The organism is Thiomicrorhabdus sp. 6S3-12 (assembly GCF_017571475.1).
Classification (GTDB): domain Bacteria; phylum Pseudomonadota; class Gammaproteobacteria; order Thiomicrospirales; family Thiomicrospiraceae; genus Thiomicrorhabdus.
The window spans coordinates 1-13,556 of sequence record NZ_JAGETW010000004.1; the positions used below are offsets into that span (position 1 = coordinate 1).

Consider the following 13,556-nt stretch of genomic DNA (forward strand, 5'->3'; position numbering starts at 1 on the left):
ACTACCGCTCCGAATTGTATGGTGGGTGATACTGGGCTCGAACCAGTGACCCTCGCCTTGTAAGGGCGATGCTCTCCCAACTGAGCTAATCACCCGGAGTGAAGGCAAAATACATTGCCTTTCAACCGAATGCAAGTTTACGAACTTGCATAAAAAAACGAGTTATAAACTCGTTTCAGAAACTGGCGGAGCGGACGGGATTCGAACCCGCGACCCCCTGCGTGACAGGCAGGTATTCTAACCAGCTGAACTACCGCTCCGTGGTGGGTGATACTGGGCTCGAACCAGTGACCCTCGCCTTGTAAGGGCGATGCTCTCCCAACTGAGCTAATCACCCAATTAGACTGGCTTTCAACCGTTTTGGTTAAGTGCCTCGCTAATTGATGTGGCGTATTATAGGGTGTTCGGAGAGCATGTCAAACGTTTTTTAAGACTTTTTTACGGTTTTATTTACCGACTTAATTAACCGCGTCTTTAAGTGCTTTACCTGGCTTGAATTTTGGAACCTTAGCCGCAGGAATCTGCATCTCTTTACCTGTTTGCGGGTTACGACCAGTACGCGCAGCGCGCTCACCAACAGCAAAAGTACCAAAACCTAGAATGGCAACAGAATCGCCAGAGCTTAGTGCTTTAGTGATCGCGTTAACAGTCGCATCCAATGCTTTACCTGCATCCGCTTTAGTTAGTCCTGATTCTTCTGCGATTGCACTGATTAGTTCAGATTTATTCATCATTTTCTCCATGAGTTTTCGTTTTATAGTATCCAGCTGAAAAGCTTTAGCATTTATAGCAATCTAGACTCTACAGTGTCAAGGAAAAACACCTAAAAACGCCAATTAATGATGGGCTGAGGCATTTTCAACAGCTGTTTCATGATCCGAATCATTAAATCCCTCTACTGGAGCAGCTTCTGCACCTTCTTGTGGCAGGGCTTCGGGCATCTTTGTCAAGGCGATTTTCAGTACTTCTTCAACCCATTGCACCGGACAGATATTCAATTCGTTTTTGATTTCCTGAGGCACATCGGCCAAATCACGAACGTTATCTTTCGGAATCAATACCGTCTTAATCCCCCCTCTCAAGGCCGCCAAAAGCTTCTCTTTTAAACCACCGATCGGCAAAACTTCGCCACGCAATGTAATTTCACCCGTCATGGCCACATCGGCTTTAACCGGCGTATTGGTTAATACAGAGGTAATCGCCGTACAGATTGCGATACCGGCACTTGGCCCATCTTTCTTGATTGCGCCTTCCGGAAAATGCAGATGTAAATCGAAATTTTCATAAAACTCTTCTTTCAGACCCAGTTTCGCAGAACGCGAACGAATAACGCTCATCGCCGCCTGTACTGACTCCTGCATGACAGATCCCAACTGACCGGTACTGGACAATTTGCCTTTTCCAGGCATGGCGGTCGCTTCGATTCGCAGCAAATCCCCGCCGACACGCGTCCAGGCCAGACCTGCCACCTGACCGATACGGTTCTCGTCATCCGCCAGACCAATACGATATTTGGCGACGCCCAGATACTCTTCCAGATTATCCTGCTCGACCGCAACCGGTGCTTTTGCCTCGCCGGTATCCAGCTTTTTGACGACTTTACGGCAAATTTTGGCCAAATCACGCGCTAGAAGGCGCACACCGGCCTCCCGCGTATAGGTTTGAATAATGCCCAGAATCGCCTCTTCGCTGACTTCGATTTCGGCTTTTTTCAATCCATGATCTTTAATCGCTTTTGGCAGCAGGTGCTTCTGAGCGATATTCAGTTTTTCCGCCTCGGTATAACCGGCCAGATTGATAACTTCCATACGGTCAAGCAAAGCTTCCGGAATATCCATTGAGTTGGATGTCGCGATAAAAAGCACATCCGAAAGATCGTAATCCACTTCCAGATAATGATCGTTGAAAGTATGGTTCTGTTCAGGATCCAGTACTTCCAGAAGCGCCGAAGCCGGATCGCCACGCATATCACTGGACATTTTATCGATCTCGTCCAGCAGGAACAGCGGATTGCGCGTACCGGCAGAATGCATTTTCTGAATAATTTTTCCCGGTAAAGCGCCAATATAGGTCTTACGATGCCCGCGAATCTCGGCTTCATCCCTTACACCACCGAGCGCCATACGGACATATTTGCGGTTGGTTGCTTCGGCAATCGACTTAGCCAGCGAAGTTTTACCAACCCCTGGTGGCCCGACCAGACAAAGAATCGGCCCTTTCATCTTGCGCATACGCTTCTGCACCGCCAGGTACTCAACGATTCGTTCTTTAACCTTTTCCAAACCGTAGTGCTGCTCATCCAGAATCTTCTGTGCACGATTCAGATCCTTGGAGACGCGGCTGCGTTTTTTCCAAGGCACCTCAAGCAACCAGTCCAGATAATTACGCACAACGGTGGCTTCCGAAGACTGGGCTGGCATCATTCGCAATTTTTTCAATTCGGATTTGGCCTTGCTTTTAGCTTCTTCAGGCATCCCAACTTCTTCAATCTTCTGAGCCAATTGATCCGCTTCACTCATCTCTTCCTCTTCACCGGAGAGTTCATAGTGGATCGCTTTGATTTTTTCGTTCAGATAGTACTCGCGTTGAGTCTTATCCATCTGTTTTTTAACGCGGGAGGTGATGCGTCTTTCCGATTCCAGAATTTCCAGCTCGGTTTCCACTATCATCAAAATCTTTTCCAGCCGATCGCTGATGGTCACCATTTCAAGAAGTGACTGTTTCATTTCCAGATCAATTGCGATATTGGCGGAAATCAGATCGACCAGTCGGGACGGATCATCTTCGTTTTGCACCGAACGTTTGACTTCAGAAGGCACTTTTTTCTTCAAATCCGCATAGGTAGAAAAACGTTCTTTAAGTGCACGAATAAGAACCTTAACATCCAACTGATCACCCTTTTCGACGGCCATTTCTTCAATATCGCCCAGCAGAACACTGTGATCCATATGCAAGGCGGTCAGGCGAAAGCGCTGAATCCCTTCGACTAAGACCTTAACGGTACCATCCGGTAACTTAATCAATTGCAGGATATTGGCCATGGTTCCGACCTGATACAGATCTTCCAAGGCAGGGACATCAAGATCCGCACGTTTTTGTGCTACCAAAAAGATCTTCTTATCCCCGTCCATCGCTTCATTCAAAGCCTGGATCGACTTTTCACGCCCGACAAAAAGCGGCATGACATTTCCGGGAAATACCACTACATCCCTTAGAGGCAAAACTAACACATTCATTTTCATACTGATTTGATCCATATCCATCGCTCTCATCCCTTTTGTTTTTATTATTTTCCCACCCGTCCGATTCCTCTATTGGACGCAAGATAATTAAGTTGAATTTGCCCCTGATAGCAAAAAACCCAGCCAAAGCCGGGTTTTGAGGTTCAAAACGCAATGCAACCGTTGGTCCACAATCAAGAAATCGATCGCTTACTCGCTTGCCGCTTTTTGCTCTGACTCTTTATAAACCAGCATTGGCGTCTTTTTACCTAGCACGACTGCTTTATTGATAATGACTTTTTCAACATTTTTCAAGCTTGGCAGGTCATACATTGTTTCAAGAAGAATTTGTTCAAGAATCGAACGCAGTCCACGCGCACCGGTTTTACGGGCAATCGCCAGAGATGAAATCTCTTCCACCGCATCCTTACGGAACTGCAATTCAACACCTTCAAGTTCAAACATTTTCTGGAACTGTTTAACCAAGGCGTTTTTAGGCTCGGTCAAAATCTGCACCAGCGCCTTGATATCCAACTCTTCAAGCGAAGCGATCATCGGCAAACGACCGACGAATTCCGGAATCAGACCGAACTTGACCAGATCTTCCGGCTCGATCTGCTTGAACTTGTCCGACAATGTCGGCTTGTTGTCGCTGGAACGAACAGTAGCCGAGAAACCGATACCGGTATCGGTTTCGGTTCTCTGCTCGACAATACGGTCCAGCCCTTCAAAAGCACCACCGACAATAAACAGAATTTTCGACGTATCGACCTGAATCAGTTCCTGATTAGGGTGTTTTCGACCACCGTGCGGAGGGACAGATGCCACCGTACCTTCAATTAATTTCAGTAACGCCTGCTGAACACCCTCACCGGATACGTCTCGGGTAATCGAAGGGTTCTCCGATTTACGGGTAATCTTGTCGATTTCATCGATATAGATAATACCGCGTTCCGCTTTTTCCGGATCGTTGTCGCAACGCTGCAACAGTTTCAGCAGAATACTTTCGACATCTTCACCCACATAACCCGCTTCTGTAAGCGTAGTGGCGTCCGCCATGGCAAAAGGCACATCCAGAAGTCGTGCCAATGTCTGCGCCAGCAAAGTCTTACCTGATCCTGTCGGACCGATCAGCAAAATATTACTCTTAGTCAGCTCAACATCATCTTTAACATGCGATGTTTGCAGACGCTTGTAATGGTTATAAACCGCTACCGACAAAACCTTTTTCGCCTGTTCCTGGCCGATAACGTAATCGTCCAGAGTCGTTTTAATCTCATGCGGCGTCGGAAGATTCTGCAGATCCAGCTCGGTGAAATCGCTGTGTCCGAACTCTTCATCAAGAATATCGTTACAGAGTTCGACACATTCGTCACAAATATATACAGATGGCCCCGCAATCAGCTTGCGAACCTCTTCTTGCCCTTTCCCGCAGAAGGAACATTTTAGATTTTCATCACTCATTTTCTACCACCCGAGAATTAGCGCTCACTGAGAACTTTATCGATCAAACCGTATTCACAAGCCGCATCCGCACTTAAGAAGTTATCACGATCCGTATCTTTTTCAATTGTTTTAATATCCTGCCCGGTATGATCGGCCAACGCCTGATTTAAACGTTTTTTAATATCCAGAATTTCTTGTGCATGGATCTGGATATCACTGGCCTGACCTTGAAAACCGCCCAATGGCTGATGGATCATCACTCTTGAATTAGGCAAAGCATAACGCTTACCTTTAGTTCCGGCCGACAAAAGGAAAGCGCCCATACTTGCTGCCTGCCCGATACACATGGTACTGACGTCAGGCTTGATGAAACGCATCGTATCATAAATCGCCATACCGGCTGTGACGCTGCCGCCTGGAGAATTGATATACAAACTGATGTCTTTGTCAGGATTTTCAGATTCAAGGAATAACAACTGCGCGACAATCAAATTAGCCATATGATCTTCGACAGGCCCTACCAGAAAAATTACCCGCTCTTTTAGCAGACGGGAATAAATGTCGAATGATCGTTCCCCACGGCTGGTCTGTTCAATAACCATTGGGATTAATGCGTTTTGAATCGAACTATCCATAAATCTCTATGTATCCTTTAGGCAATTTTTTATTTTTTCCCCGCAAAAGTATGCCAGCCTGTTTGCAAGGTTTCCGTTTTCGGCAAGATCAAAAGCCGATAACACTCCAAAATCACTCAAAGTGCTTTCAACCCCTTGTTTTCAGCTATCTTAGCTTTTTTACGGGCAAAAAAAAACTTAACCTCGATGACAAATCAAAGATTACATCACCAAGATTAAGTTTTTTTGTGGTTTTACTTTAGATTCCTGGTGGCGGAAAATTATTCCGCCAAAGGTAAAGCTTAACCCGCGAAGTTACGATTCAGAACTTCTTCGAAAGATTTGCTGACTTCAGAAACCTTCGCTTGCTCTTTAACCATTTCAGCAACTTTGTTTTCTACCAGTACTGAACGGATCTCGAAACGAGCACCTGGGTTTTGCGCATACCACTTGATCACTTCTTCAGGATCTTCATAAGATGACGCCTGTTCAGAGATGTAGGCTTCAACTTCTTCGTCCGAGGCTTCAAGGCTGTTCGCTTTGATGATATCACCAAGGATCAAACCAAGCTTAACGCGTTTCTTGGCATCTTCTTCAAACATTGACGCTTCCAGTTTAACATCTTCAGCTTGCATACCTTGCTGCTGCATATTCTGAAGCGCACGATCCATAAGACCTTTAACTTCCTGATCAACCAGCGACTTAGGCATTTCAACATCAACCACCTGCTGAAGTGCTTCCAGTACAGCAGTACGGTTATGAGCTTCAACAGCACGATCAAGTTCTTTGGTCATGCTCTCTTTGATCTCATTCTTCAACGCTTCTTCGGTACCTTCTTCAACACCGAACGATTTAACGAATTCTTCGTCGATATCAGGAAGTTGCTTGGTTGAAATCGAGTGAACAGTGATATCAAAAGTTGCCGCTTTACCTTTCAGGTTTTCAGCATGGTACTCTTCTGGGAAAGTAACTTCGATAGTTTTCTCTTCACCTTTTTTCATACCAACGATTCCGTCTTCAAAACCAGGAATCATGCGGCCAGAACCGATTTCAAGCGGAACGTTTTCAGCAGAACCGCCTTCAAAGGCTTCACCGTCTACTTTACCGACGAAATCGATAATTACCTGCTCGCCTTTTTTCACTTTCTTAGCGGCACTCTTAGAAGGCTTCCACGCCATACGTTGTTCACGCAGACGGTTAACCATAGTGTCGACATCTTCATCAGTCACTTCAGACTTAATAACTTCCGCTTCAACAGAAGAGAATTCAGGAAGAGTGATTTCCGGATAAACTTCGAAACGCGCAATGAAAGTCACTTCGTTGTCGTTATCTTTCAGATCGTCAAATAGCGGATAACCAGCTACCTGCAAAGACTCTTGCTCGACCGCATCATAAAATGCTTTCTGTAGAGCTTCGCCCATAAGCTCTTGACGAACTTCAGCACCATGACGTTGTTTCACCAGTTTCATCGGAACTTTTCCAGGACGGAAACCGTCGATGCGAACTTTACGGCGGATTTCGTTTAAACGTTTTTCAACTTTTGCAGCCATATCTTCGGTTGCGAAAGTCACTGTCATTTTGTGTTCAAGGCCTTGTTCCGGCTTTTCTACAGTTACTTGCATTTTATTTCTCAAAGTTCAAAGTTAATTCAAATTAACCGACCGCCTTCTGATTTCTCAGGCAGCACGGAGCAAATTTAGGGACAAAATTATACTGACTAAACAATGAAAATTAAAGCAAAAGAATAAAACCCTTGAAAAAACAACAACAAAAGTCCTGTAATCAAAATTTCAACAACAAAAGTTTAATGCTAAAATAGCGCCAAATTGTGTATCCGAGCTCAATTAAGCGGAAAACAACACAAGAAAGGTTTAAATAAAATTCAAAACTCCACGAGTTTCTAACCGAGGTTTACTTAATATGTCAGTAGAAAAAATCGTTCTATTATTAGCGGGTACTATGGTTCTGGCCGGCTCTATCCTTACTGTTTACCATGCGCCGGAATGGGTATATCTAACCGGTTTTGTCGGCGCAAACCTGCTGTTTGCCGGTATGACGGGATTCTGTCCGATGGTGAAAATCCTGCGCAAATTCGGTGTTAAAAGCGGTAACGCCTTCCACCGCTCATAATTGCGAATTCGGAAGTTTCAGATCGTTTACAAACAGCGATCATAAAAAAACCGCTCAATTACGAGCGGTTTTTTATTTTCCAACGTATTGAAGAACAACAGCAACTGGCTATTTCATAATCCCCATAAAATGCAGCACCTCGAAAGTAATCGCTCCTTCAGCCAGGTTATTATCCCGCTGATAGCGACTTAACGTCTTGGCTGTATTCGGCCCCCACAAGCCATCGATAACATCAAGATCGTTTGGCGGGCTAGGTTTCAGATACCCTTCTTTCTCAAGCACAATTTGAATACGCTTGACCAACTCTTCGCTTCTTTCCGCCTTACAGACCACTTTGCGCGTTTCCGTGCGAGCCTCTTCGATCTTGACGCGTTTTTCAACGGTTTCGTATTTTGCCGCCGAAGTTACCTGCATCGTTTTCGGTTTGGCAATCAACTCCTTGGAAGTGACTGTTTTATACTTGGCCGGGATTGTTTTATAAACGACTTTTTCAGGCTCAACCAGTACTTTGCGCTGAACTTTTTTGGTTTCGGCCGGAATCAACTCCTTGGTAACCGATTTGGCCTTAACCAGCTTTTTCTGTTTAACGGTTTTATATTCATCTGCAACTTTAACCAGGCAGCGATATTCACCGTCTTTCAAAGTTGCACCCGGAGAAGTTTTAAAACACGGCTGCCACTCTTCGTAGCCATCCTTAACCTTAATACGAACATCGCGAATTTCATATTCGGCCGGAACCGACACCCATCGTTCACGGGCAGGCGTAACAACAATTTCTTCAGTTACAGTTTTATATTTGGCCGGAACCACCTTATCGACTAACTTCTGTTCAGGCTCAATCTCGATTCGTTTTTCAACCGTTTTATATTCGGCAGGTTCGAATTCCTGATGTGTTGACTCCGGCTCGACCAGAATACGCTCTTTATCAATGCGATACTGAGCAGGAATAGTCAGTTGTGCCGTACATGCCTTATAAATTCGCCCATCGATATTGCCGGCAATCGACGAATCATCGATTGTCATAGCCTCAGGCTGCGTCTGCTGTTTTTTCAATAAAGCGAATACTTCCGCTTGTTTCTTCTGTCGCGACTGCTCCGCCAGAATCCTCTCGCGCTCTTCCGCCTTGGCTTTTGCAATCAATAAATCGATATCTGCGGGAGAAACAACCTCTTTTTTCGTCTCTTCCTGCTGAACCTGATCCGATGGCACACACCCGAATAATCCCGTTATCGTTAAGGAAAGCGCCGTCAATTTAAAAAGTTTCATCCGTTAAATACCTTATTGATTTTAACCATCACCGTATTCTAACTGATACCGGCGCAAAATAAATCTCATTCCCGGTTATTAGATAATTTGTTTTGTTTTTGCTTCCACTTATATGAAATTCAAGGCAAAGGAGCTATTGTTTGTTTTTATTAAATGTATGATGGGGTAATAACTCTACGCATCATTAGATTCATTGTGCCGAATATAAAAAAAGCCGCTTGAGCGTTGAGTTCTCAAGCGGCTTTAATCGCCAACGAAAATGCTGTATGGATTAGGCTACAGCAACTCCGATTTCATCCAATGATTTCGGCGATTCAACCTTGTAATCCGCCATTTCATCAAATTGCAGATAACGATAGATATCGCCGGACATGGTATTCAGCATGGATACAGCGTCCATGTATTCCTGGACCGTCGGAATCTTACCGGTGGCCGCACAGACCGCAGCAAGCTCTGCCGAACCAAGATATACGTTCGCCCCATTCCCCAGACGGTTCGGGAAGTTACGTGTCGAGGTTGAGAAGACCGTTGCGCCATCCGCTACACGAGCCTGGTTACCCATACACAGCGAACAACCCGGCATCTCGGTACGAGCACCGACTTTACCGTAAGTGCTGTAGTAACCTTCTTCAATCAGCTGACGCTCGTCCATTTTAGTCGGTGGCGCGATCCATAGGCGGGTTGGAACATTTGACATACCTTCCAGTACTTTACCTGCGGCACGATAGTGACCAATATTGGTCATACAGGAACCGATAAAGACTTCGTCAATTTTGTCGCCCTGAACTTCTGACAACAACTTAACGTCATCCGGATCGTTCGGACATGCAACGATCGGTTCTTTAATGTCAGCCAGGTCAATCTCGATGACTTCCGCATATTGCGCATCGCCATCTGCTTCCAGTAGCTCAGGGTTGTCAATCCAAGCCTGCATTGCATCGCGACGACGCAACAAGGTACGCGCATCCTGATAACCGTTTTCAACCATCCAGTCGATCAGCGCCATATTGGACTTCAGATATTCAATAATAGGCTCTTGACCCAGTTTGACCACACAACCGTTCGCCGAACGTTCTGCAGAGGCATCGGAAAGTTCAAACGCCTGTTCAACTTTCAAATGCTCCAAACCTTCAATTTCCAGTACACGACCGTTAAAGCAGTTGATTTTGCCTTTTTTCTCAACCGTTAACAGACCTTGCTGAATGGCTGCATATGGGATCGCGTTAACCAGATCACGCAAGGTAATACCCGGTTGCATTTCGCCTTTAAAACGCACCAGTACCGATTCCGGCATATTCAAAGGCATAACACCAAGTGCGGCGGCAAATGCAACCAGACCGGAACCGGCCGGGAAAGAGATGCCTATCGGGAAACGGGTATGCGAATCGCCCCCGGTACCGACTGAATCCGGAAGAAGCAGACGGTTCAACCATGAGTGAATAACACCGTCACCAGGACGAAGCGCAACCCCCCCGCGACTGGTCATGAAATCCGGAAGCGTATGCTGTAACTTAACATCAACCGGCTTAGGATAAGCAGCTGTATGACAGAAAGACTGCATAACCAGGTCTGCCGAAAAACCAAGACACGCAAGTTCTTTCATTTCATCACGCGTCATGGCTCCGGTTGTATCCTGTGAACCAACGGTCGTCATATGCGGTTCGCAGAACATGCCTGGACGCACACCTTCAATTCCACACGCTTTACCGACCATTTTCTGAGCGAGAGTATAGCCGTGATCTGCTTGTGATTTATCCTGCGGACGGATGAATTTATCTGAAGGTTCCAGCCCCAATGAACGACGGGCTTTATCTGTCAGTCCACGGCCGATAATCAGAGGAACACGACCACCGGCACGTACTTCATCCGGCATGGTATCCGGCGCCAGTTCGAAAGTTGAGATCGTTTCACCGGCTTCGTTAGTGATCTTACCTTCATACGGATAGATGGTAATCACATCACCCATATTCATTGAATCGACCTCACACTCAATCGGCAAAGAACCTGAATCTTCGGCGGTATTGAAGAAGATCGGAGCAATCTTCCCACCTAGAACCACACCACCCTGACGTTTATTCGGTACATACGGAATATCGTCACCGAAATACCACATCACCGAGTTCATGGCCGATTTACGCGAAGAACCGGTCCCGACAACGTCACCAACGTATGCAACAGGATGCCCTTTTGCTTTAAGGGATTCGATTGTGCCTTGAACATCTTCCATACGTGCCGCAAGCATTTCTTTAGCGTGCAACGGGATATCCGGACGCGACCAGGCCGCCGTTGCCGGAGACAGATCATCGGTATTGGTTTCGCCGTCTACTTTAAAGACGGTAACTGTAATGCTTTCCGGCATTTTAGGCTTGGCTTCAAACCATTCCGCATCCGCCCAAGACTGCATGACGGCCTGAGCCGCTGCATTGCCGGCCTGAGCTTTTTCTTCGACATCATGGAATGCTTCGTATACAAGAAGTGTTTTAGATAGCGCTTTAACCGCTTCTTCCACTACGGCCGCGTTGTCCGAATCCAGACAATCGATCAACGGTTGAACATTGTATCCGCCCATCATGGTTCCAAGAAGGAAAGTCGCTTTTTCTGGAGTAATAAGATCAACCTGAGTCTTGCCAGCAGCAACATCCGCCAAAAAACTCGCTTTGACATAAGAGGCTTCGTCAACACCCGGTGGAACACGCTCCACCAGCAAATCCATAACGAACTCTTCCTCTCCGGCAGGCGGGTTCTTAATCAATTCAATCAGCTGCGCAGTCTGCTCGGCATCCAGTGCCAGAGGAGGAATGCCCTCTGCTTCACGCTCGACAACATGTTTGCGATAAGCGTCTAACATAATCACTATTACTCCAAGTTTTTAAAAAAATCGTGGCGACATTTTACCACAATTTGCCGTCTCCACAGCCGATGAATAACGAAAACTAATGGCTGCCAAGGGCATTTTCATTTCGATCAAACTTCAGGTCGTTTCGATCGCCTTAAATAGTAGTGCTGCAAGAAAGCCCAACAAGGTAATAAAACCAATAATTGAACCTCCTTTATGATAAGCCTCGGGCAGCATGGTTTCAGCAATAACCGTCAGCATGGCACCCGCCGCCATACCGTTTATCAAGGCGAAAGTCGCATCGTCCGCGTCATGCAGAAACACCACGCCGAAAGCGGCGCCAACACCGGTAAAAAGCATCAAGCTGAACCAGGCCATAAAAATTCTCAGAAAAGGAATCCCCTGAGCGCGCATACTGGCCGAGCTCGATAACGCCTCGGGAAAGTTGGATAAGAACAACCCCATAATTAGGCTTAAACTGACTGCCGATTCCAACGTCATCAGACCGCCGATGGTCAGAGATTCTGGAATCCCGTCCAGAAAGATACCGAGCCAGATGGCCAAGTAGGCGGTGTGCTTCGGGAGCACCGGTTCCTGCCATTCGGACAGATTCGGTAATCGATCAGGCCAGAGGTGCCGAACCGTCTGATTCAACCAGATGTGTGCCTGAGGAGTTGATAAATTCTGATTTTCGACCAGATAAGTGTCGATGGCATCGTTTTTTATAAATTTTTTCAGCACGCTTCTCAGCGCCTCGGACTGTTTAAGCAACTGGGCAAAGACATTTCTTTTCAAAACCCAGTATTCAATATCGGTTTTGGCTTCAACCGTCATTGCTTCTTTAGCTCCAAGCAGAAAAGCCCGGACTCCGAAAAAATCCCCGCCGGAATGGGTTTGTATCAAGCCGGTTTTATCGTGCGGGTTCCAGTAATTGACAACCCCTTCTTCCAGCCAATACAGCTGGTCGGAGTGCACACGACCTTTATACAACGTATCGCCTGCTTTCAGCGTGCGCCATTCAAACCCCCGGGCAAACAGTTTCAACTCTTCCTCGGGAAGGGATTTAATCCATGGCAACCGCTGAGCCAGTTTGAACAGGGAAAAGTTCAGCTCGTGTTCAGGATAATGATGCGGTTCAAGCTCGCGGTACTGCAACAGATGAGCTTGAATGTCGCAGAGATATTCCTGCGCCTGTTGTCGAGAAAAGAAATGACGCTGTTGCAAATATTCCAGCAACTCCGTGTTATAGCGATCTTCTTGAACATAAAAATCGAGCAGCGTTTGATAGAGTTCCGGACTTTCCTGCAACACATCGTTAACACAGTGATAATCGACACACCACAAGATACAATCGGATTTGGCAACCGCCATGGTTGCATTATTCAATCCTGTAAAAAAGGCCATGCGCCCAAAGGTATCGCCCTTTTCCAACTGAATAATTTTCTGTAGATGTTTTTGCGGATCGAGAATTGATACCACACCGTCACACAAAACATAAAAAGAACCGGCACGGTCGCCGTGATGGTAGATAATCTGTCCGGCTTTCACCTCAACCACATCAATCGCCGCAACCAATTGGTGAAGACTTTTTTCGTCCAGTGAGTGAAAAATATTCAGGCGTTTCAAGGAACGCAACATTTCAGTTCTCTGCCGGCGAACACGATTGCGGAAAAACTGCAGGGTCGTCGCGCGCTTGCGCAAAAAACCACCCTTTTGATTTAACAGATAGTTCAGCCCTAAATAGACCAGACTACCGATAATCGCCCCCACACTGACCGTTAACGCCATGCCTGAATTCAGCATAGGCGCAAAAAGATCGATGGTCAGTGCAAAGAGCAGTGCTCCGGCACCGAATGCCATCAACAACGCAATATGGCGCTGCCCCGGTTGCCAAACATAAGTAACCAACGCGCCTAACGGCAGAGAAACCGCGCTGATAATACCAATCCAGAATGCTTGTACAGCAACAGATTCAAGCAAAACTTTCTCCCAAAATAACGGTCTGAAAAATTATCGCCCTTATCTTAATCGTTTACAGAGACA

At 46.3% G+C, this 13,556-nt stretch carries 9 protein-coding genes and 3 tRNA genes; 1 reads left to right on the top strand and 11 read right to left on the bottom strand.

The features are described 5' to 3' along the window. Window positions 1-19: 19 nt before the first annotated feature. The 8 genes from J3999_RS05610 to tig form a co-directional block, all read right to left on the bottom strand. Window positions 20-95, bottom strand: a tRNA-Val gene (locus J3999_RS05610). A gap of 88 nt (window positions 96-183) precedes the next feature. Further along, window positions 184-260, bottom strand: a tRNA-Asp gene (locus J3999_RS05615). Between the two features lies 1 nt (window position 261). Further along, a tRNA-Val gene (locus tag J3999_RS05620) sits at window positions 262-337 on the bottom strand. Window positions 338-458: 121 nt separating this feature from the next. Then, window positions 459-731 carry an HU family DNA-binding protein gene (locus J3999_RS05625; protein ID WP_173286989.1) on the bottom strand — a complete coding sequence of 91 codons (273 nt, stop codon included), beginning with the start codon at window positions 729-731 and terminating at the stop codon, window positions 459-461. A gap of 105 nt (window positions 732-836) precedes the next feature. Next, complete coding sequence (gene lon, locus J3999_RS05630) at window positions 837-3,248, bottom strand: endopeptidase La (protein WP_371811869.1); 2,412 nt, start codon at window positions 3,246-3,248, stop codon at window positions 837-839. A 183-nt stretch (window positions 3,249-3,431) separates the two neighbouring features. After that, window positions 3,432-4,685, bottom strand: a complete 1,254-nt coding sequence (gene clpX, locus J3999_RS05635; protein ID WP_208126955.1) for an ATP-dependent Clp protease ATP-binding subunit ClpX — start codon at window positions 4,683-4,685, stop codon at window positions 3,432-3,434. Between the two features lie 17 nt (window positions 4,686-4,702). Next, window positions 4,703-5,302, bottom strand: coding sequence for an ATP-dependent Clp endopeptidase proteolytic subunit ClpP (gene clpP, locus J3999_RS05640; protein ID WP_208126956.1), 600 nt, complete (start codon window positions 5,300-5,302; stop codon window positions 4,703-4,705). 281 nt (window positions 5,303-5,583) lie between these two features. After that, a complete protein-coding gene (gene tig, locus J3999_RS05645) occupies window positions 5,584-6,903 on the bottom strand; it encodes a trigger factor (protein ID WP_208126957.1) in 1,320 nt (439 codons plus the stop codon). A 298-nt stretch (window positions 6,904-7,201) separates the two neighbouring features. Between tig and J3999_RS05650 the strand changes: the two genes are divergently transcribed. Beyond that, complete coding sequence (locus J3999_RS05650; protein WP_173284956.1) at window positions 7,202-7,411, top strand: DUF2892 domain-containing protein; 210 nt, start codon at window positions 7,202-7,204, stop codon at window positions 7,409-7,411. A gap of 108 nt (window positions 7,412-7,519) precedes the next feature. Here the strand turns inward: J3999_RS05650 and J3999_RS05655 are convergent, their stop codons facing one another. From J3999_RS05655 to J3999_RS05665, 3 genes are all read right to left on the bottom strand, one after another. After that, a complete protein-coding gene (locus J3999_RS05655; protein WP_208126958.1) occupies window positions 7,520-8,677 on the bottom strand; it encodes a peptidoglycan-binding protein in 1,158 nt (385 codons plus the stop codon). 271 nt (window positions 8,678-8,948) lie between these two features. Continuing rightward, on the bottom strand, window positions 8,949-11,525 hold the full coding sequence (acnB, locus tag J3999_RS05660) for a bifunctional aconitate hydratase 2/2-methylisocitrate dehydratase (RefSeq protein WP_208126959.1): 2,577 nt from the start codon (window positions 11,523-11,525) through the stop codon (window positions 8,949-8,951). 123 nt (window positions 11,526-11,648) lie between these two features. Then, window positions 11,649-13,493: a cyclic nucleotide-binding domain-containing protein gene (locus J3999_RS05665; protein ID WP_208126960.1), complete on the bottom strand. Its 1,845-nt coding sequence runs from the start codon at window positions 13,491-13,493 to the stop codon at window positions 11,649-11,651. Window positions 13,494-13,556 lie beyond the last annotated feature (63 nt).

Coding starts and splice junctions, on each gene's coding strand:
- clpP (WP_208126956.1), bottom strand. CDS start 5,302: ATGGATAGTTCGATTCAAAACGCATTAATCCCAATGGTTATTGAACAG.
- J3999_RS05655 (WP_208126958.1), bottom strand. CDS start 8,677: ATGAAACTTTTTAAATTGACGGCGCTTTCCTTAACGATAACGGGATTA.
- clpX (WP_208126955.1), bottom strand. CDS start 4,685: ATGAGTGATGAAAATCTAAAATGTTCCTTCTGCGGGAAAGGGCAAGAA.
- J3999_RS05650 (WP_173284956.1), top strand. CDS start 7,202: ATGTCAGTAGAAAAAATCGTTCTATTATTAGCGGGTACTATGGTTCTG.
- acnB (WP_208126959.1), bottom strand. CDS start 11,525: ATGTTAGACGCTTATCGCAAACATGTTGTCGAGCGTGAAGCAGAGGGC.
- J3999_RS05625 (WP_173286989.1), bottom strand. CDS start 731: ATGAATAAATCTGAACTAATCAGTGCAATCGCAGAAGAATCAGGACTA.
- tig (WP_208126957.1), bottom strand. CDS start 6,903: ATGCAAGTAACTGTAGAAAAGCCGGAACAAGGCCTTGAACACAAAATG.